This window comes from Pseudomonas hefeiensis (assembly GCF_030687835.1).
Taxonomy (GTDB): domain Bacteria; phylum Pseudomonadota; class Gammaproteobacteria; order Pseudomonadales; family Pseudomonadaceae; genus Aquipseudomonas; species Aquipseudomonas hefeiensis.
Genome location: NZ_CP117449.1, coordinates 4421817 through 4441484, shown reverse-complemented (window position 1 = coordinate 4441484; position 19668 = coordinate 4421817). Strand labels below are relative to the sequence as shown.

Genomic DNA, 19668 nt, shown 5'->3' with positions numbered 1-19668 from the left:
TGGCGATCGTCCTTTAGTTGACCTGATCGGCGATGCGCTGTGGCACCGGTATCTGGATCTCCAGCAACTGCTGAGCGAACGCCTTGCCTTGTGGATCAATGCGCAGGCTGGCGGCACCGCCACCGCCGAGGGCATGTTCCAGCACGAAGTTCAGGCTGTGGGTACCCGGCAGATACCAGCGTTCGACGCGCCCCAGCAGTGGGTCGAGCACATGGCTCATCCAGTCGACCAGCACCTGGGGCGTCAGCGCCTCGGCGATCCACGGCAAGTATTCGGGGGTCCGGGCGATCACACCGATGTTGCTGTGGTTGCCCTTGTCGCCGGAGCGCGCCACCGCCAGTTTGACCAATGGCACGCTGGCGTCAGCCCGGCCCTGGGGTCTGGGCAAGTCGGGAGCGACCGGGAAGTCGCGGGTTTGCAGCGGCTCGACGGCAGGCAGCAGGCAAGGATGCCGCTGCCCGTCGAATTCGATTTCGAGTCGGCAAGCGGACTTGTCGATGAGGAACGAGAACACGCGAATCAGTGGATACACGGTCGGGCGGCCACCCATCAGGCCGGTCAGCCCCGGCACCATACCGGTGGCGGCCGGGGCGATCTCCCTGGAGAACAGCACCAGCGGCTGTTTGTCGGGGTGGCGCACCGCCAGTTTGATCACCACTTCGCGGCTGTCCTGGCGCCGGCCATGCTGGCCGTAAGTGGCTTCGCTGCCCAGAAGCTCGACGTTCACCTCGCTGTAGGGCGTCCAGCCGCGCAGGCTGAACATCTGCGAAGTCCTGACGATGATCGCCTGGCTGACCCGTTCGGCCTTGGCCACCGCATCGATGCCGGCGATCAGGCACAGGGCGGTGCAACGAAAGCCATCGGCCCAGGTGGCGCAGACCTTGTATTGATCGGAGGGCGGCAAGCCCTTGGCGCCTTGGACGCGCACGGCGTGCTTGCCTTGCTGGATCAACCTGACCTGGCTGAAGTCGCAGATCACGTCCGGCAAGAGATAGCCTTGGGGGTCGCCGATTTCATAGAGCAGTTGTTCCCCGACCGTCAGCGGCGTGACCAGTCCGCCGGTGCCTTCGGCCTTGGTGACGATGAATTGGCCGTCGGCGCTGATTTCAACGATGGGAAAACCGATGTGCTCGTAATCCGGTACTTCCCGCCAGTCGGTGAAATTACCGCCCGTGCATTGGGCCCCACACTCAATGAGGTGCCCGGCCAATGCGGCCTGGGCCAGTTTGTCGTAGTCGTGCCAGGCCCAGCCAAACTCATGCACCAGAGCCGCGCTGACCACGGCGCTGTCGACCACCCGGCCGGTGATCACGATGTCGGCTCCCAGACGCAAGGCCTCGACAATGCCAGGGGCACCCAGGTAAGCGTTGGTGGACACACACGCCGCCGGCAAGGGCGCGCCGCTGAACATCTCGGCAATGCCCTGGCGGGCGAGTTGTTCCAATTGCGGTTGCAGGTCGTCTCCCAGCAGCACCGCGATCTTCAAGGGCACGCCGGCCTTGTCGCAGGCCGCTTGCAGAGCGGCCGCGCAGGCCTGGGGGTTGATCCCGCCGGCATTGCTGATGACGCGGATCCTGCGTTCATGTAAACGATGAAGCAGCGGAGTGAGCACTTCGATAAAGTCCGGGGCATAGCCGCCCCGAGGGTCTTTCATGCGCGCCCCGGCCATGATCGACATCGTGACCTCGGCCAGGTAATCGAACACCAGGTAGTCCAGTTCAGCGCCTTCAACCAGTTGCGCCGCAGCGGTACAGGTATCGCCCCAGAAGGCGCTGGCGCAACCGATACGAATCGTTTTTGGCATGGTGCTCCCTCCGGCCCACGTCGCCCGAGACTACCAAGCAAGCGCTTGGTTTGTAAACGGCCGCCAGTTCTTCGATCCGAGCGCTTGCTTGGGTGCCCCGGCCAGCTTAAATTGCCCGCGCCACCTCGCCGGTTCCGCAAGCGTGGCCCCACGTTGATTGATCGACTGTAGGAGAGAATGGGTGGATGAGCAAAAAGCCCTGAACGTGATGCGTGAGCTGGTCGATAACGGGCAACTGACCGATCCTGATAGCGCTCGCGGCAAACTGCTCCAGACCGCCGCCCACCTGTTTCGCAACAAGGGGTTCGAGCGCACCACGGTGCGCGACCTGGCGAGCGCGGTGGGCATCCAGTCGGGCAGTATCTTTCATCACTTCAAAAGCAAGGACGAGATCCTGCGGGCGGTAATGGAAGAGACCATTCGCTACAACACGGCGTTGATGCGTGCGGCGCTGACTGAGGCCGATAGCGTACGCGAGCGGGTCCTGGCGCTGATCCGCTGCGAATTGCAGTCGATCATGGGCGGCAGCGGCGAGGCGATGGCGGTACTGGTCTACGAATGGCGCTCGTTGTCCGAGCAAGGACAAAGACAGGTGCTGGCTTTGCGTGATATTTATGAGGCCCTGTGGCTTGAGGTTCTTGGGCAGGCCAAGGACGCGGGGTATATTCGGGGCGACGTGTTCATCACCCGTCGCTTCCTGACTGGCGCCTTGTCCTGGACCACCACCTGGTTTCGCGCCGAGGGCAGCCTGAGTCTCGACGAGTTGGCCGAGCAAGCCTTGATTCTGGTGCTTGAAGAAAAATAAAAAGAGGCAGCAATGCCGCTGAGTGGTCGCCCTGCGTTCCCTGCGTGATGTGCATTGAGATGCCTGGTTTGATTCACTGATGATTAATTTTCTGGGGAGTGAGGTTCTTGACGTTTCCAACGATGGGGATCGCCTCGCGCGTCTTACTGGCTGCGTTTATTGCAGTGTTCGCATTACCGGCCGCGGCTGCGCAACTGGTCCGTATTGGCGCAGCGCATTTTCCGCCCTACACCATACGCCCCGAAACTGGTGCGGATACCGGTTTGCTGCCGCAGTTGGTAGAAGCCTTGAACCGGTCCCAAAGCGACTATCAATTCGTGCTGGTTCCGACGTCGATTCCGCGCCGTTTCAATGATTTCAAGCAAGGCCGGGTCGATATGGCCATTTTCGAGAACCCGGACTGGGGCTGGAAGGATGTGCCTCATACCGCGGTAGACATGGGCCTGGAGGATGCGGAAATTTTCGTTGCCCAGCCTCAACCGGGTCGTCACCAAGATTATTTCTCTGATCTGAGGGGCAAGCGCCTGGCCCTGTTCAACGGCTATCACTACGCCTTTGCCGAATTCAACGCCGACCCCAAGTTCCTGACCGGCCAATACAACGCCACGCTGACGTACTCCCATGACAGCAACCTGCTGATGGTATTGCGCGGGCGTGCGGACATCGCGTTGGTGACCCGTTCGTATCTCATCGATTACGTGCTGCGCAATCCTGAAGTCGATCCCCAACTGCTGATCTCCGAACGTATCGATCAGATCTACCACCATTTCGCGCTGATCCGGCCCCAAGCGCCGATCTCCGGTGAAGCGTTCGCGCGACTGCTGCAAGCGCTGCGGGACGACGGTCAGATGCTGGCGATTTTCAAGCCCTACCAGATCCAACTGGTGCCAACGCACAATCATTGATCGGGGCACTAAATTTCCCTGCCTGACTCACGTCACACGTTGACTACCGACGACTACGTGAGCCCTGCCCATGTCCAACTTCAAGCACCCGACGACGCTGCCTTTACCCGGCGGTGGCCGTCTCGGCGCCGATGAAACCGAACGCCACCTGAGCCTGATGCTTGAGGGCGCGCCGCTGATCCGGCTACGCCTGGAGCGTGGCACCGAGCTGCATGTGCATTTGCAGGAAATCAACGATCGGCCCGTTGGTCCGGCGCTTTGGGCGGCCTGCTATTGGCTGTTCGCCCGCGACCCTGAATGCCGGCGCTTGACCTGGCATCTGACCGAGCGCCCCGGTGAAGCGTTGCTCAGCGGCCTGCTGACGCCCAGCGAGTATGCCGACGAGTATATCTGCGAGCGCACTATGTTCTGGCAACTGCCGCAACCCTGGCTGGGGGAGTCGTTCAACGGCAGCTATCCGCAACAGATGATCATCACCGATGGCAAGCGTCATCCGCGCCGGCCCATGAAGCCACGAGGCGAGGTATATCGGCGCTTCGATGCGCGCCTGGGGGCCTGGGTGTCCTTGCGCACCCTGGAAATCGAACAGGACCTGACGCGCTTCAACCGCTGGCAGAACAGTCCTCGGGTGGCGAGTTTCTGGCAGGAGGAGGGCAGCCTGGAACAGCATCGCGAGTATCTGAGCAATCTGCAGCGCGAGCCCCGGGTACTGACCTTGATCGGTTGTTTCGACGACCAGCCTTTCGCCTATTTCGAAGCCTATTGGGCCAAGGAAGATCGGCTCGCGCCGTTCTATGACGTGCACAATTATGATCGCGGCATTCACATGCTGGTGGGCGAAGAGCAACACCGCGGCCCGCACAAGGTGGCGAGTTGGCTGTCGGCGCTGGTGCATTACCTGTTTCTTGACGACCCGCGCACTCAGCGCGTGGTGGCCGAACCCCGGGCCGACAACGCCCGGATGATCGGTCATCTGCACAACCAGTGTTTCCACTGCGAAAAGGAATTCGATTTCCCCCACAAGCGCGCGGCGCTGATGATTCTGGGGCGTGAGCGGTTTTTTGACCGGTGTGCGTTGATGTGAGGTCTGGCCCGGGTCAGGTGGCGATCATCAGGTTGCCATCGCGGGCAAGCCTTGCTCCCACAGGTTTTCCAGGCTTCACAAAATTGTGCCGGTCAGGAAAACCTGTGGGAGCAAGGCTTGCCCGCGATGAGGCCGAAACTGACACCCCACATCAGCGCCGGGCGAACGTATCCCCGCGAACCCCCGAGACCTTGCGGCAATGCACCAGGGCGTCGCGGATCATGAAGTTCACCAGGGTCGGCGAGACGCCCAGCTCCTTGGCGATATCCTTCTGTGGCACGCCGTGCAGGCGGTACATCTCGAAGGCATAGCGGGTGCGGCTGGGCAGTTCGGTGAGCGCGTCGGCGATATGCTCCAGCGTCGAGAAATTGATGTGTGACGTTTCTGGCGAAGCACCCTGGATCACCACATTCAACCCTTCCTCTTCCGGCCCCGAGTATTTCTGTTCCAGCGCCTGCTTGCGGTAATGGTCGATTGCCAGGTTGCGCACGATCTGAAACAGGTAACTGAGCTGAGCCTTGAAGGACGAGGTGATCTGGGGCGCCGATTGCAGCCGGAAAAACGCATCCTGCACCACGTCTTCTGCCCGGGACCGGCAACCGGTGATTCGTGCTGCGATCTTGACCAGGATCATCCGGTTGTCGACGAATGCCTGAAGTAACGGTGAGTCGCACCTGCTTGTGGATACTTGTTCCGTCATGGAATTCACCTTGCTGCAAAAAGTTAGCAGGACGACGGATTTGCCTGACTCGTCCTGCATATCGAGCGACAAATTAGGCTGAATGATAATGATTGTCAATTGAGAAGAAGAATTATTGATGATGAGAAGTCCAGAGTGAGAACTGCGACCCGTTGCCGCGGTGGTTTGCCCTCCGGGGGGCCTGGAACAAGAGGGCGCTGACTAATTATTTGTCGGTGGTATCCGTTCTCAGGGATGAAGGTTTAGGGCGGCAGTTCCGATGCCGCACCGCATTCCGCAGGCCACCAGATACCACTAGCAAGCCGAATTTCAGGCAGGAAACCTCATGACCGACGCGTTCGAACTCCCCAGCACCCTGGCTCATGCCCTTCAGCGCCGCGCCGCGTTGTCGCCGGACCGTGTGGCCTTGCGCTTCCTTGCCGATACCCCGGAGCAAAGTGTGGTGTTGAGTTATCGCGACCTGGACCTGCGTGCCCGGACCATTGCCGCCGCCTTGCAGGCCGAAGCGGCGTTCGGCGACCGTGCGGTATTGCTGTTTCCCAGTGGCCCGGACTACGTCGCGGCGTTTTTTGGCTGCCTTTACGCCGGTGTGATCGCCGTGCCGGCCTATCCGCCGGAGTCCGCCCGTCGCCACCACCAGGAGCGCCTGCTGTCGATCATTGCCGATGCCGAGCCGCGCCTGCTGCTCACCCGCAGCGATCTGCGCGAGCCGCTGCAAGCGATCGAATCGGCTCCGCCGGTGCTGTGCGTCGATACCCTTGATCCGGTCCGCGCCGGGCAGTGGCTGCAGCCGAACCTGCAGGACCATGACATCGCTTTCCTGCAGTACACCTCCGGCTCCACCGCATTGCCCAAGGGCGTGCAAGTCAGCCATGGCAACCTGGTGGCCAACGAATTATTGATTCGCCAAGGCTTCGGCATCGATCTGAACCCTGACGATGTCATCGTCAGTTGGTTGCCGCTGTACCACGACATGGGCCTGATCGGCGGCCTGTTGCAGCCGGTTTTCAGCGGTGTGCCCTGCGTGCTGATGTCGCCCGCGTACTTCCTGGCCCGGCCGTTGCGCTGGCTGGAAGCGATCAGCGAACACGGTGGCACCATCAGTGGCGGCCCAGACTTCGCCTATCGGCTGTGCAGCGAGCGGGTCAGTGATTCGGCGCTCAAGCGCCTCGACCTGAGCGGCTGGCGCGTGGCGTATTCAGGCTCCGAGCCGATCCGTCTCGACAGCCTGGAACGCTTTGCGGAGAAATTCGCGCCGTGCGGCTTCACGCCAGACAGTTTCATGGCGTCCTATGGCCTGGCCGAAGCCACCTTGTTCGTCGCTGGCACGCCGCGCAGTCAAGGTATCCCGTCGTTGCGGATGGACGACACGGCACTGGCACACCACCGTGCCGAGCCAGGGCAGGGCAGTACGGTGATGAGTTGCGGCGTGAGCCAGCCCGGGCATACGGTGCTGATCGTCGAGCCCAACACCTTGCAGCCGCTGACCGACAACCGGGTCGGCGAAGTCTGGGCCAGCGGGCCGAGCATTGCGCATGGCTACTGGCGCAACCCTGAGGCCAGCGCCAAGACATTCGTCCAGCACGCTGGCCGCACTTGGCTGCGCACTGGCGACTTGGGTTTCCTGCGTGACGATGAGCTGTTCATTACCGGCCGCCTGAAGGACCTGTTGATTGTGCGCGGTCATAACCTCTACCCCCAGGACATCGAGCAAACCATCGAGCGGGAAGTGGAGGTAGTGCGCAAAGGCCGAGTGGCGGCGTTCGCGGTCAACGATGGCGGCGAGGAAGGCATCGGCATCGCGGCGGAAATCAGCCGCAGCGTGCAGAAGATCCTGCCACCTGAAGCGTTGATCAAAGCCATTCGTCAGGCGGTGGCCGAAGCCTGTCAGCAAGCGCCGAGTGTGGTGGTGTTGCTCAATCCGGGCGCACTGCCCAAGACTTCCAGCGGCAAGTTGCAACGCTCGGCGTGCCGGACCCGATTGGTCGACGGCAGTCTCGACAGTTATGCGCTGTTCCCGTCAATCGAGGTTGACGCAGGCCCTGAAGCCCGCTCGTCATCGCCGTTGCAAACATTGATCGGCCAGGTCTGGTGCGAGCAGTTGCAGATTGAACAGGTCCATGGCGACGATCATTTCTTCCTGCTGGGCGGTAACTCCATCGCCGCCACTCAAGTGGTCGCGCGCCTGCAAGAAAGGCTGGGGCTGGCGCTGAATCTGCGCTTGTTGTTTGAAGCCCCGACCCTCGCAGCGTTCACGGCCGCGGTGAGCAATCAGCAGCAAGCAGGTGCCGAGGCCCAAGGCGTGATCAGCCCATTGCCGCGCCACGAAGCGCTGCCGCAATCCCTTGCCCAGAATCGTTTGTGGATCACCTGGCAACTGGATCCGGCGAGCCGCGCCTACACCATCCCTGGCGCCTTGCACCTGCGCGGTGAGTTGGACGAAGACGCACTAAGGGCCAGTTTCCAGCAACTGCTCGAACGCCACGAAGCCCTGCGCACACGATTTCTGGAGCGCGATGGTGTCGCGCTGCAACAGATCGATCCGGCAGGTGAGCTCAAGCTGCGAGTGATCGACCTCAGCGACCTGCCCGCCGACCAGCGCGAAGCCCAGGCGCGGCAGATTCGAGACGACGAAGCGGCGATGCTGTTCGATTTGCAGAAGGGCCCGCTGTGGCGGGTCACCTTGTTGCGTCTCGATGAGGGTGACCATCAATTGTTGGTCACGCTGCACCACATCATCGCCGACGGCTGGTCGATGAGCGTGCTAATTGATGAGTTCTCGCGGTTGTACGCTGCTGCATGCCAAGGGCAGGTCGCCGCACTGGCGCCGTTGCCGTTGCAGTACGCCGACTACGGCAGCTGGCAGCGCCAGTGGTTGGCTCAAGGGGAGGCCGAGCGGCAACTGACGTACTGGAAACAGCAACTGGGCGACGAACATCCGACCCTGGCCCTGAGCACGGACCATCCCCGTAGCGCGCAGCACCAGCGCAGCGCCGCACGCCATAGTCTGCGTCTGGACAAAGGCCTCGGCGATGCTTTGCGCCAAGTGGCCCAGGCCCACGACGCCACCCCATTCATGCTGTTGCTGGCGGCCTTCCAGGCGCTGTTGCAGCGCTACACCGGCCAGTCCGACATCCGCATCGGCGTGCCCAACGCCAACCGTCCACGCCTGGAGACCCAGGGACTGATCGGCTTTTTCATCAATACCCAGGTGCTGCGCGGGCAGGTCGATTCGCGCCAGTCGTTCGCCGCGTTGCTGGCCCAGGCCCGGGAAACCACGCTGGGTGCCCAGGCCCATCAGGACCTGCCGTTCGAACAGTTGCTCGAAGCGTTCCCTCAGGCTCGCGAGCAAGGTCTGTTCCAGGTGATGTTCAACCATCAGCAGCGAGACCTGAGCGCCTTGCGTCGTTTGCCGGGGTTGTTGGCTGACGAGTTGCCGTGGCACAGCCGCGCCGCCAAGTTCGACCTGCAACTGCATAGCGAAGAAGACCGCAACGGGCGCCTGACGCTGTCGTTCGACTATGCCGACGAACTGTTCGAGGCGGCGACCATTGCCCGGTTGGCCGAGCATTTGTGCAACCTGCTGCGAGCCGTCTGCGCCAATCCGCAACAAGCCATCGGCGATGTACCGTTGCTGAGCGTCGATGAGTACGCGCAACAGCAGCAGTGGAGCGCGGCGCCCTGCGCGCCGGCCACGCAGTGGCTGCCGGAGCGGTTGAACGAGCAGGCCCGGCGCACGCCGCAACGCACTGCGCTGCTGTGGGACGACGGCCGCATGGACTACGCCGAGTTGCACGCCCAGGCCAACCGCCTGGCCCATTACCTGCGCGATAAAGGTGTCGGCCCGGACGTGTGCGTGGCGATTGCCGCCGAGCGTTCGCCGCAGTTGCTCATCGGTGTGCTGGCGATCCTCAAGGCCGGTGGCGCCTACGTGCCGCTGGATGCCGATTACCCGGCCGAGCGCCTGACCTACATGCTCAAGGACAGCGGCGTCGATCTGTTGCTGAGCCAAACTGCATTGCTTGAACGCTTGCCCCTCTGCGAGGGCGTCAGCGTCATCGCCATGGATGCGTTGCACCTGGAGCAATGGCCGAGCAACCCGCCGGGCTTGCACCTGGATGGCGATCACCTGGCCTACGTGATTTACACGTCCGGCTCCACCGGCCAACCCAAAGGCGTCGGCAACACCCATGCCGCTCTGGCCGAGCGCCTGCAATGGATGCAGGACACTTACGGGCTGGACGAAACCGATGTGCTGATGCAAAAGGCACCGATCAGTTTCGACGTGTCGGTGTGGGAGTGTTTCTGGCCGCTGATCACCGGCAGCCAACTGGTCCTGGCTGGCCCCGGCGAACACCGAGACCCGCACCGCATCGCGCAGTTGGTCGAACAATTTGGCGTGACCACACTGCACTTCGTGCCGCCGCTGCTCAGCCTGTTTATCGACGAACCCCTGAGCGCCCGCTGCACCAGCTTGCGCCGGGTATTCTGCGGCGGTGAGGCCTTGTCGGCCGAACTGCGCAACCGCGTGCTGGCGCAGCTGCCGTCGGCGCAATTGCACAACCGTTATGGCCCGACCGAAACCGCCATCAACGTCACCCACTGGCATTGCAGCGTCGCCGACGGCGAGCGCTCGCCCATTGGTCGGCCGCTGGGCAATGTGGTGTGCCGCGTGCTCGACAGTGAACTCAATCCGGTGCCCGCCGGTGTGCCGGGTGAATTGTGCATCGGCGGCCTGGGGCTGGCTCGGGGTTACCTCGCACGTCCGGGTTTGAGCGCCGAGCGCTTTATCGCCGACCCGCTGGGCGTGGCGGGCACGCGGTTGTATCGCACCGGTGACCGGGCGCGCTGGAGCGCCGATGGCGTGATCGAATACCTCGGCCGTCTCGACCAACAGATCAAGCTGCGCGGCTTCAGGGTCGAACCGCAGGAAATCGAAGCGCGGCTCCTGGCCCAGGACGGCGTGGCGCAAGTGGCGGTGCTGGTACGCGAGACCTCGGCTGGCCCGCAACTGATCGGCTACTACACCGCTTGCGATGTTGCGCAAGATCAGGACCGCCAAAACGCCCGACTCCACGCTGCCCTGGCCGCAGAACTGCCGGACTATATGGTACCCGCGCAGTTGCTGCGCCTGGACGCCATGCCGCTGAGCCCCAGCGGCAAACTCGACCGTCGTGCCTTGCCCGAACCGCAATGGCAAGTGCGTGAACACATCGAGCCAGTCAGTGCCCTTGAGCAACAGGTCGCAGGCATCTGGCGTGACGTGCTGGGGCTCGACCGCATCGGTCTGCGAGACGATTTTTTTGCCCTGGGCGGCCATTCGCTGCTGGCGACCCAGATCATTTCCCGCACCCGCCAGGCCTGCGACATCGAGCTGCCGTTGCGCACCTTGTTCGAGGCCAGTGAGCTGGGCACGTTCGCCGAACAGGTGCGCTTGATAAAGGCCAGCGGCCAGACCAACCGGCAACCGCCGATCGAGAAAGTCGATCGCAGCCAACCGGTGCCGTTGTCTTATTCCCAGCAGCGTATGTGGTTCCTCTGGCAAATGGAGCCCGGCAGCCCGGCCTACAACGTCGGCGGCATGGCGCGGTTGCGCGGGGTGCTGGACGTCGGGCGTTTCGAAGCGGCACTGCAGGCGTTGGTCCTGCGTCATGAAACCCTGCGCACCACCTTCCCCAGTGTCGACGGCGTGCCCCGGCAACAGGTGCATGCCTGCACCGGTCTGCGCATGGGCTGGCAAGATTTCTCAAGGCTGGCTGTCGATATTCGCCAACAGCGGGTGCAGCAGTTGGCCGACAGCGAAGCCCACAAACCCTTCGACCTGGAGACCGGGCCTTTGCTGCGGGTTTGTCTGGTCAAGACCGCCGAGCAGGAACATTACCTGGTGCTGACCCTGCACCACATCGTCACCGAAGGCTGGGCAATGGATATTTTTGCCCGGGAACTGAGCGCGCTGTACGAAGCTTTTATCGACGACCGCGAATCGCCACTGGAACCCTTGCCGGTGCAATACCTGGACTACAGCGTCTGGCAGCGCCAGTGGCTGGAGTCTGGCGAGCGCCAACGGCAACTGGACTACTGGACCGCGCAACTGGGCCGCGAACACCCGTTGCTGGAAATGCCGGGCGACCGTCCGCGTCCGCCGGTGCAAAGCCATCGCGGTGAATTGTTCCGATTCGACCTCAGTGACGAGCTGGCCGCCCGGGTCCGCACCTTCAACGCGCAACAGGGCTTGACCCTGTTCATGACCATGACCGCCGCCCTGGCCGTGCTGCTTTATCGCTACAGCGGCCAGACCGATCTGCGCATCGGCGCGCCAGTGGCCAACCGCATCCGTCCGGAGAGCGAAGGGTTGATCGGTGCGTTCCTCAATACCCAGGTACTGCGCTGCCAGCTCGACGGGCAAATGTCAGTGGCTGAGTTGTTTGAGCAGGTGCGTCATACGGTGATCGAAGGCCAGTCCCATCAGGACTTGCCGTTCGATCATCTGGTCGAAGCCCTGCAACCACCGCGCAGTGCCGCGTACAACCCGCTGTTCCAGGTGATGTGCAATGTGCAGCGCTGGGAGTTCCAGCAGAGCCGCACGCTGGCCGGGATGAGCGTCGAATATCTGGCCAACGACGCCCGGGCCACCAAGTTCGACCTGAATCTGGAAGTCACCGACCTGGACCATCGCCTGGGTTGCTGCCTGACCTACAGCACCGACCTGTTCGACGAACCGCGCATCGCCCGCATGGCCGGGCACTGGCGCAATCTGCTGGAGGCACTGCTGGCCGATCCGACCCAGCGGCTAAGCGAGTTGCCGTTGCTGGATGTCCGCGAGCAGCAACAGATGCTCGACAGCCTGGGCGTCGAACCTGGCGAACACCGCCTGGATCAATGCATCCATCAACTGTTCAGCGAACAGGCTCTGGCCCGCCCCGGCGCACCGGCCCTGACCTTTGCCGGGCAGACCCTGACTTACGCCGAACTCGAACGCCGTGCCAACCGCCTGGCCTGGATGCTGCGCGAGCGCGGCGTCGGCCCGCAGGTGCGGGTGGGCCTGGCCCTGGAGCGGTCGCTGGAGATGGTCGTTGGCCTGTTGGCGATCCTCAAGGCCGGCGGCGCCTACGTGCCGCTGGACCCGGAATACCCGCTGGACCGTTTGCGTTACATGATCCAAGACAGTGGCCTCGGTCTGCTGCTCAGCGACCGGGCGATGTTCCAGGCCTTGGGCCCATTGCCGGCCGGTGTGTGGGGCTGGTGCCTGGAAGACGATAGCGCGGCCCTGGCCGGCTACCCGGATCAGGCACCGCCGCCGATCAACCTGCCGCAGCATCAGGCCTACCTGATCTACACCTCTGGCTCCACCGGCAAGCCCAAGGGTGTGGTGGTGTCCCACGGTGAAATCGCCATGCACTGCCAGGCAGTGATCCAGCGTTTTGGCATGCGCCCGGACGATTGCGAGCTGCATTTCTATTCCATCAACTTCGACGCCGCCACCGAGCGCCTGCTGGTGCCGCTGCTCAGCGGCGCCCGGGTGGTGCTGCGCGCACAAGGGCAGTGGGACGCCGAACAGATCTGCGGGCTGATTCGCGAGCAGCGCATCAACATCCTCGGCCTCACTCCCAGCTACGGCAGCCAGTTGGCGCAATGGCTGGCGACCCAGGGGCAAACCTTGCCGGTGCGCATGTGCATCACCGGTGGCGAAGCCCTGACCGGCGAGCATTTGCAACGTATCCGGGCGGCGTTCAAACCGAGTCTGTTCTTCAACGCCTATGGCCCGACCGAAACCGTGGTCATGCCGTTGGCGAGCCTGGCCCCTGAGCAACTGGAAGAGGGTGCGGCCAGTGTGCCGATTGGCAGCGTGATCGGCGCCCGGGTGGCCTACATTCTCGATGCCGACCTGGCCCTGGTGCCCCAAGGCGCCACCGGGGAGTTATACGTCGGCGGCGCGGGATTGGCCCAGGGCTATCACCAGCGTCCGGGCATGACCGCCGAACGTTTCGTCGCCGATCCGTTTGCCGTCGATGGCGGACGGCTGTACCGCACCGGCGACCTGGTGCGCCAGCGCGTCGATGGTCAGGTGGAGTATTTGGGACGGGCCGACCATCAGGTGAAGGTCCGCGGTTTCCGCATCGAACTGGGGGAAATCGAAACCCGCCTGCTGGAACATGACGCCGTGCGCGAGGCGGTGGTACTGGCTCTCGATATGCCAGGCGGCAAGCAACTGGCCGGCTATCTGGTGACCAACGTCGTCGAACAGGACGCCCAGCAACAAGCGACCCTGCGCGAAGCGCTGAAGAGTCACCTCAAAGCCCAACTGCCGGACTACATGGTGCCCACCCAACTGATCCTGCTGGCGAGCATGCCGCTGACCGCCAATGGCAAGCTCGACCGGCGTGCCTTGCCGATGCCGGATCCGGAACTCAATCGCCAGCATTACCTGGCACCGAGCAGTGCCCTGGAGCAGAGCCTGGCGGCGATCTGGTGCGATGTGCTCAACGTGAAGCAGGTCGGCCTGAACGACAACTTCTTCGAGCTGGGTGGCGACTCGATCCTGTCCATCCAGGTCGTCAGCCGTGCCCGGCAACAGGGCATTCACTTCACGCCCCGCGACCTGTTCCAGCACCAGACCGTGCAGGCTCTGGCCAGTGTTGCCAGCCACAGTCAGCCAGTGAGCGCCGAGCAGGGGCTGCTCGACGGTGAGTCGGCGCTGACGCCGATCCAGCATTGGTTCTTCGATACCAAGATTGCCAACCGTCACCACTGGAACCAGGCGTTGTTGCTGGAACCGGCCATCACCCTGCAACCGCAAGCGCTGGAACAGGCACTGCGCAGCGTTTTCCAGCAGCACGATGCGTTACGCCTGGGCTTTGCCGAAACCGCCGGGCACTGGCGCGCCGAGCACCGACCATTGTCCGGCGCGGCGCTGTTACGGCAGGTGAACGTGGAGAGTGAGCAGGCCTGTGAAACGGTGTTTGCCCAGACGCAACGCAGCCTGAATCTGTCGAGCGGGCCTTTGTTGCGCGCGGTGCTGGCGCAGTTGCCCGATGGCCGACAACGACTGCTGATCGTGACCCATCATCTGGTCGTCGATGGCGTGTCGTGGCGGGTGTTGATGGATGACCTGCAAACGGTTTACCGCCAGATCAGCGCCGGGCAAACCGCACACCTGCCGGCCAAGACCAGTCCGTTCCAGGATTGGGCCGCGCGCTTGCAAGCCTACGCCGGCAGCGAGTCCCTGCGCGAAGAACTGAGTTGGTGGCAAGCGCGGTTGGGCGGCCCGGAGGTGGCGCTGCCCTGCGCCCGTCCTGACGGCGGGCTTGAGGAGCGTCACGCCGAAACCGTCAGCGTGCGCCTGGATGCCGAGCGCACCGGGCAACTGCTGCAACAGGCACCGCGCGCGTACCGCACCCAGGTCAACGACCTGCTGCTCACCGCCCTGGTCCGGGTGCTGTGTCGCTGGAGCGGCCATGCGTCGGCGCTGATCCAGCTCGAAGGGCACGGCCGCGAGGCGCTGTTCGATGACATCGACCTGACCCGTACGGTGGGTTGGTTCACCAGCGTTTATCCGCTGCGCCTGAGCCCGTCGGGTGAGGACTTCAGCTCCTCGATCAAGGCCATCAAGGAGCAACTGCGCGCGGTGCCCCACAAGGGCCTCGGTTACGGCGTGCTGCGCTACCTGGCTGACGCCGCGACGCGTCAGGCGATGGCTGACCTGCCGCAAGCGGCCATCACTTTCAACTACCTGGGGCAGCTCGATCAGACCCTGGGCCACGACGCGCTGTTCCAGCCGCTGGACGCTGCCCTGGGCGCGATCCACGACCCCGACGCGCCGCTGCCCAATGAGCTGAGTGTCGACAGTCAGGTCAGCGGCGGTGAGTTGGTGCTGCGCTGGACGTTCAGCAGTGAGCGGCACGACCGCCAGGCCATCGCTGCGCTGGCCGATGCCTACCTCGATGAGCTGCAGGGCCTGATCGAACATTGCCTGACGGACACGGCGGGCGGCCTGACGCCCTCGGACTTCCCCTTGGCGAAACTGACCCAGGCCCAGCTCGACAGCTTGCCGGTGCCGGCCGCGCAGATCGAAGACGTCTACCCGCTGACGCCGATGCAGGAGGGCATGCTGCTGCACACATTGCTGGAGCCGGGCACGGGCCTGTACTACATGCAGGACCGCTACCGCATCAACAGTGAACTGGATCCGCAACGTTTCGCTCAAGCCTGGCAAGCCGTGATCGCGCGTCACGAAGCCTTGCGCGCGTCGTTCTGCTGGAATGTCGGCGAAGAGATGCTGCAAATCATCCACAAGCCAGGCAGCACGCCAGTGGATTATCTGGACTGGTGTGAAGTGCCCGAAGACCAGCAGGACGCCAAACTCCAGGGGTTGCTCAAGCACGAGCGCGAGGCCGGTTTCGATCTGTTGAACCAGGCCCCGTTCCACTTGCGGCTGATCCGGGTTGGCACGGCGCGTTACTGGTTCATGATGAGCAACCACCACATCCTGATCGATGCCTGGTGCCGTTCGTTGCTGATGGAGGATTTCTTCGAGATCTACACCGCCCTTGGCGAACACCGCGAACCGCGACTGGCCGTGCCGCCGCGCTATCGCGACTACATCGGCTGGTTGCAACACCAGAGCCTGGCCGAAGCGCGGCAGTGGTGGACGCGCAACCTGCAAGGTTTCGAACGGACCACGCCGATTCCCGCCGACCGGCCGTTGCTGCGTGAACACGCCGGTGACAGCGGCGGCATGATTGTCGGCGACTGCTACACCCGCCTCGATGTTCGCGACGGTGCCCGGCTGCGGGAACTGGCCCAGGCTCATCAACTGACGGTCAACACCTTCGCCCAGGCCGCATGGGCGCTGGTGCTGCGGCGGGTGAGCGGCGATCGGGACGTGCTGTTCGGCGTTACCGTGGCCGGGCGCCCGGTGGAACTGCCGCAAATGCAACGTACCGTTGGCCTGTTCATCAACAGCATCGCCTTGCGAGTGCGGATGCCCGACGATCATCAGCGTTGCAGTGTGCGCCAATGGCTCAGTGAATTGCTCGACAGCAACATGCAACTGCGCGAGTACGAATACCTGCCGTTGGTGAGCCTCCAGGAAGTCAGCGAACTGCCCAAGGGCCAACCGTTGTTCGACAGTCTGTTCGTGTTTGAGAACGCGCCGGTGGAAGTTTCGGTGCTCGATCGCGCCCAAAGCCTCAACGCCACCTCGGACTCGGGCCGCACCCACACCAACTTCCCGCTCACGGCGGTCTGCTACCCGGGGGATGACCTGGGGCTGCATCTGTCCTACGACCAGCGCTACTTCGATGAATCCACCGTTCAGGGCTTGCTGGGTGAGTTCAAGCGCTTGCTGTTGGCGCTGATGGAAGGTCTGCACGGTGACATGGCCGAGCTGCCGCTGCTGGGGGCCGAGGAACAGGGCTTCCTGACCGAAGGTTGCAACCAGAGTGAGCGTGCTCATGCGCTGGAGCAAAGTTACGTCGAGCTGTTCGAGGCCCGGGTCGCAGCCCATCCGCAACGGGTGGCCGCCACCTGCCTGGACAGGACGTACAGCTATGCCGAGTTGAATGCATGCAGCAACCGCCTCGGCCATGCCTTGATCGCCTCCGGCGTCGGCCTCGATCAACCGGTGGCGTTGCTGGCCGAGCGCGACCTGGACCTGCTGGGCATGATCATCGGCAGCTTCAAGGCCGGTGCCGGTTACCTGCCGCTGGACCCGGGGCTGCCGAGGCAGCGTCTGAGCCGCATCATTGAGCTGAGCCGCACGCCGCTGCTGGTCTGCACCCAGGCCTGTCATGCCCAGGCGCTGGCGCTGCTGGACGAGTTCGCCTGTTCCGGGCGGCCGAAGTTGCTGGTGTGGGAAAGCATCCAGGCCAGCGATGTTTCGCTGCACAACCCCGGCATCTACAGCGCCCCGGACAACCTGGCGTACGTGATCTACACCTCGGGCTCCACCGGGTTGCCCAAAGGCGTCATGGTGGAACAACGCGGCATGCTCAACAACCAGCTTAGCAAGGTGCCGTACCTGGCCTTGAGTGAGACTGACGTGATCGCCCAGACCGCCTCCCAGAGTTTCGACATTTCCGTGTGGCAGTTCCTCGCCGCGCCGTTGTTCGGCGCTCGGGTGGACATCGTGCCCAACGGCATCGCCCACGACCCGCAAGGGCTGCTCGAGCATGTGCAACGCCAGGCAATCACGGTACTGGAAAGCGTGCCGTCACTGATCCAGGGCATGCTCGCCCAGGAACGCATCGGCCTGGACGGCCTGCGCTGGATGCTGCCCACCGGTGAAGCGATGCCACCGCAGCTGGCGCACCAATGGTTATTGCGTTACCCGGACATTGGCCTGGTAAATGCCTATGGCCCGGCCGAATGCTCCGATGACGTGGCGTTCTTCCGGGTCGACATGGCCTCGACCGGTGGCAGCTACCTGCCGATTGGTACGCCCACCGACAACAACCGTTTGTACTTGCTCGATGGTGCGCTGGACCTGGTGCCGCTGGGGGCCGTGGGGGAACTGTGCGTGGCGGGCACCGGGGTAGGGCGCGGTTATGTCAGTGACCCCTTGCGCACAGCTCCGGTATTTGTGCCCAACCCGTTTGGTGCGTCAGGGGAGCGCTTGTACCGCACTGGCGACCTGGCGCGGCGTCGCCGCGACGGCGTGCTGGAGTACGTCGGACGCATCGATCATCAGGTGAAGATTCGTGGTTATCGCATCGAACTGGGGGAAATCGAAGCGCGGTTGCATGAACAGCCCGAGGTGCGCGATGGGGCGGTTGGGGTGCAGGAAGGCGCCAACGGCAAGCATCTGGTGGGTTATCTGGTCGCGGCCGACTCGGTACTGAAGCCGACCGAGCGCCTGGAGCGCATCAAGCAACGCCTGCGGGCCGAACTGCCGGAGTACATGGTGCCGCTGCATTGGCTGTGGCTAGACCGCTTACCCCTCAATGCCAACGGCAAACTCGACCGCAAGGCCTTGCCGGCCCTGGAAATTGGTCAATTGCAAAGCCAGGACTACCAGGCGCCAGGCAATGAGCTGGAGCAGACCCTGGCGGACATCTGGGCTCAGGTACTCAAGGTCGAGCGAGTGGGGGTGCGCGACAATTTCTTCGAACTGGGCGGCCACTCGTTACTGGCGACGCAAATCGCCTCACGGGTGCAAAAGGTCCTGCAACGCAACGTGCCGCTGCGGGCGATGTTCGAGTGCAGCACGGTGCAGGAGCTGGCCGACTACATCGACGGGCTGGCGGCGAGTGAAATCACCGAGGAGAAGGTGGATCGGTTGAATGATTTGATGGCGCAGTTGGAAGGATTGTAGTTCTGCGGCGTCTATAAGAGGCCTCATCGCGGGCAAGCCTTGCTCCCACAGGGATCAGCTATGAACAGCGCATCTGTGCAAGAGCAAAAAACCTGTGGGAGCAAGGCTTGCCCGCGATGGCGTCATTACTAAACACCGCAAAGCCCAAGATTGACGCCTCGCCCTGCACGGCTCAGTCTCCCCAAGGCTTTTTTTCCCACTCAATCAAAGAGGTCGCCAATGCCTTTTGTAACCCTTGACGGACAACCCTTCCACTATCTGGACCAAGGCCAGGGCCCGGTGGTGCTGCTGGGCAGCAGCTACCTGTGGGATCACACCATGTGGGCGCCGCAGATCGAGGCATTGTCCCGGCATTACCGGGTGATCGCCCTGGATTTGTGGGGCCACGGCCAGTCCGGGCGTTTGCCTGAGGGCATGACGTCCCTGGACGACCTGGCCCGCCAGGCACTGGCGTTGATGGATCATCTGGAGGTCGATTGCTTCAGTCTGGTTGGGCTTTCGGTGGGCGGGATGTGGGGCGCACGGCTGGCGCTGATGGCGCCCAAGCGGCTCGAGGCGTTGGTGCTGATGGACACTTACGTGGGGGTCGAGCCTGAGCCGACTCGCCAGTATTACTTCTCGTTGTTCGACACAATCCAAGCCAGCGGCAGCATCCCCGAGCCGTTGCTGGACATTGTCGTGCCGATTTTTTTCCGGCCGGGCATTGACCCGCAGTCACCGCTCTACCAGCAGTTTCGCGCCACACTGGCCGCACTGCCGGCCGAGCGGCTGCGCGACAGCATCGTGCCGTTGGGGCGAATCATTTTTGGTCGGGACGATATCCTGCCGCGCCTGCCTGAGCTCAATGCCAGGCGCACGCTGGTGATGTGCGGCGACCAGGACAAACCGCGACCACCGTCCGAGGCACTGGAAATGGCTGAGCTGATCGGGTGCCCGCATCTGCTGATTCCAGAGGCGGGGCATATTTCCAACCTGGAAAACCCGGAATTCGTCACCCGGGCCTTGCTGGAGTTTCTGCGCAACTGACCTAAAACGGTGGGAGCGGGCTTGCTCGCGAA

At 63.2% G+C, this 19668-nt stretch carries 7 protein-coding genes; 5 read left to right on the top strand and 2 right to left on the bottom strand.

What is annotated here, in order from left to right:
• Nucleotides 1-13 precede the first annotated feature (13 nt).
• Nucleotides 14-1804, bottom strand: a complete 1791-nt coding sequence (locus PSH57_RS19875) for an acyclic terpene utilization AtuA family protein (RefSeq protein ID WP_305385025.1) — start codon at nt 1802-1804, stop codon at nt 14-16.
• A gap of 181 nt (nt 1805-1985) precedes the next feature.
• On the opposite strand from PSH57_RS19875, the gene PSH57_RS19870 reads away from it, so the two are divergent.
• The 3 genes from PSH57_RS19870 to PSH57_RS19860 all read left to right on the top strand — a co-directional run bounded on the left by PSH57_RS19870 (nt 1986) and on the right by PSH57_RS19860 (nt 4598).
• Nucleotides 1986-2609: a TetR/AcrR family transcriptional regulator gene (locus PSH57_RS19870; RefSeq protein WP_305385024.1), complete on the top strand. Its 624-nt coding sequence runs from the start codon at nt 1986-1988 to the stop codon at nt 2607-2609.
• 122 nt (nt 2610-2731) lie between these two features.
• A complete protein-coding gene (locus tag PSH57_RS19865) occupies nt 2732-3514 on the top strand; it encodes a substrate-binding periplasmic protein (RefSeq protein WP_422766108.1) in 783 nt (260 codons plus the stop codon).
• Between the two features lie 70 nt (nt 3515-3584).
• Nucleotides 3585-4598: a GNAT family N-acetyltransferase gene (locus tag PSH57_RS19860; protein WP_305385022.1), complete on the top strand. Its 1014-nt coding sequence runs from the start codon at nt 3585-3587 to the stop codon at nt 4596-4598.
• Nucleotides 4599-4749: 151 nt separating this feature from the next.
• Here the strand turns inward: PSH57_RS19860 and PSH57_RS19855 are convergent, their stop codons facing one another.
• Nucleotides 4750-5298 (bottom strand): RNA polymerase factor sigma-70, encoded by a 549-nt coding sequence (locus PSH57_RS19855; RefSeq protein ID WP_025212663.1) that lies wholly within the window; start codon nt 5296-5298, stop codon nt 4750-4752.
• Between the two features lie 325 nt (nt 5299-5623).
• On the opposite strand from PSH57_RS19855, the gene PSH57_RS19850 reads away from it, so the two are divergent.
• A complete protein-coding gene (locus tag PSH57_RS19850; protein ID WP_305444714.1) occupies nt 5624-18610 on the top strand; it encodes a non-ribosomal peptide synthetase in 12987 nt (4328 codons plus the stop codon).
• Between the two features lie 219 nt (nt 18611-18829).
• On the top strand, nt 18830-19636 hold the full coding sequence (locus tag PSH57_RS19845) for an alpha/beta fold hydrolase (protein WP_305385015.1): 807 nt from the start codon (nt 18830-18832) through the stop codon (nt 19634-19636).
• Nucleotides 19637-19668 lie beyond the last annotated feature (32 nt).

Coding starts and splice junctions, on each gene's coding strand:
- PSH57_RS19875 (WP_305385025.1), bottom strand. CDS start 1,804: ATGCCAAAAACGATTCGTATCGGTTGCGCCAGCGCCTTCTGGGGCGAT.
- PSH57_RS19855 (WP_025212663.1), bottom strand. CDS start 5,298: ATGACGGAACAAGTATCCACAAGCAGGTGCGACTCACCGTTACTTCAG.
- PSH57_RS19850 (WP_305444714.1), top strand. CDS start 5,624: ATGACCGACGCGTTCGAACTCCCCAGCACCCTGGCTCATGCCCTTCAG.
- PSH57_RS19845 (WP_305385015.1), top strand. CDS start 18,830: ATGCCTTTTGTAACCCTTGACGGACAACCCTTCCACTATCTGGACCAA.
- PSH57_RS19860 (WP_305385022.1), top strand. CDS start 3,585: ATGTCCAACTTCAAGCACCCGACGACGCTGCCTTTACCCGGCGGTGGC.
- PSH57_RS19865 (WP_422766108.1), top strand. CDS start 2,732: ATGGGGATCGCCTCGCGCGTCTTACTGGCTGCGTTTATTGCAGTGTTC.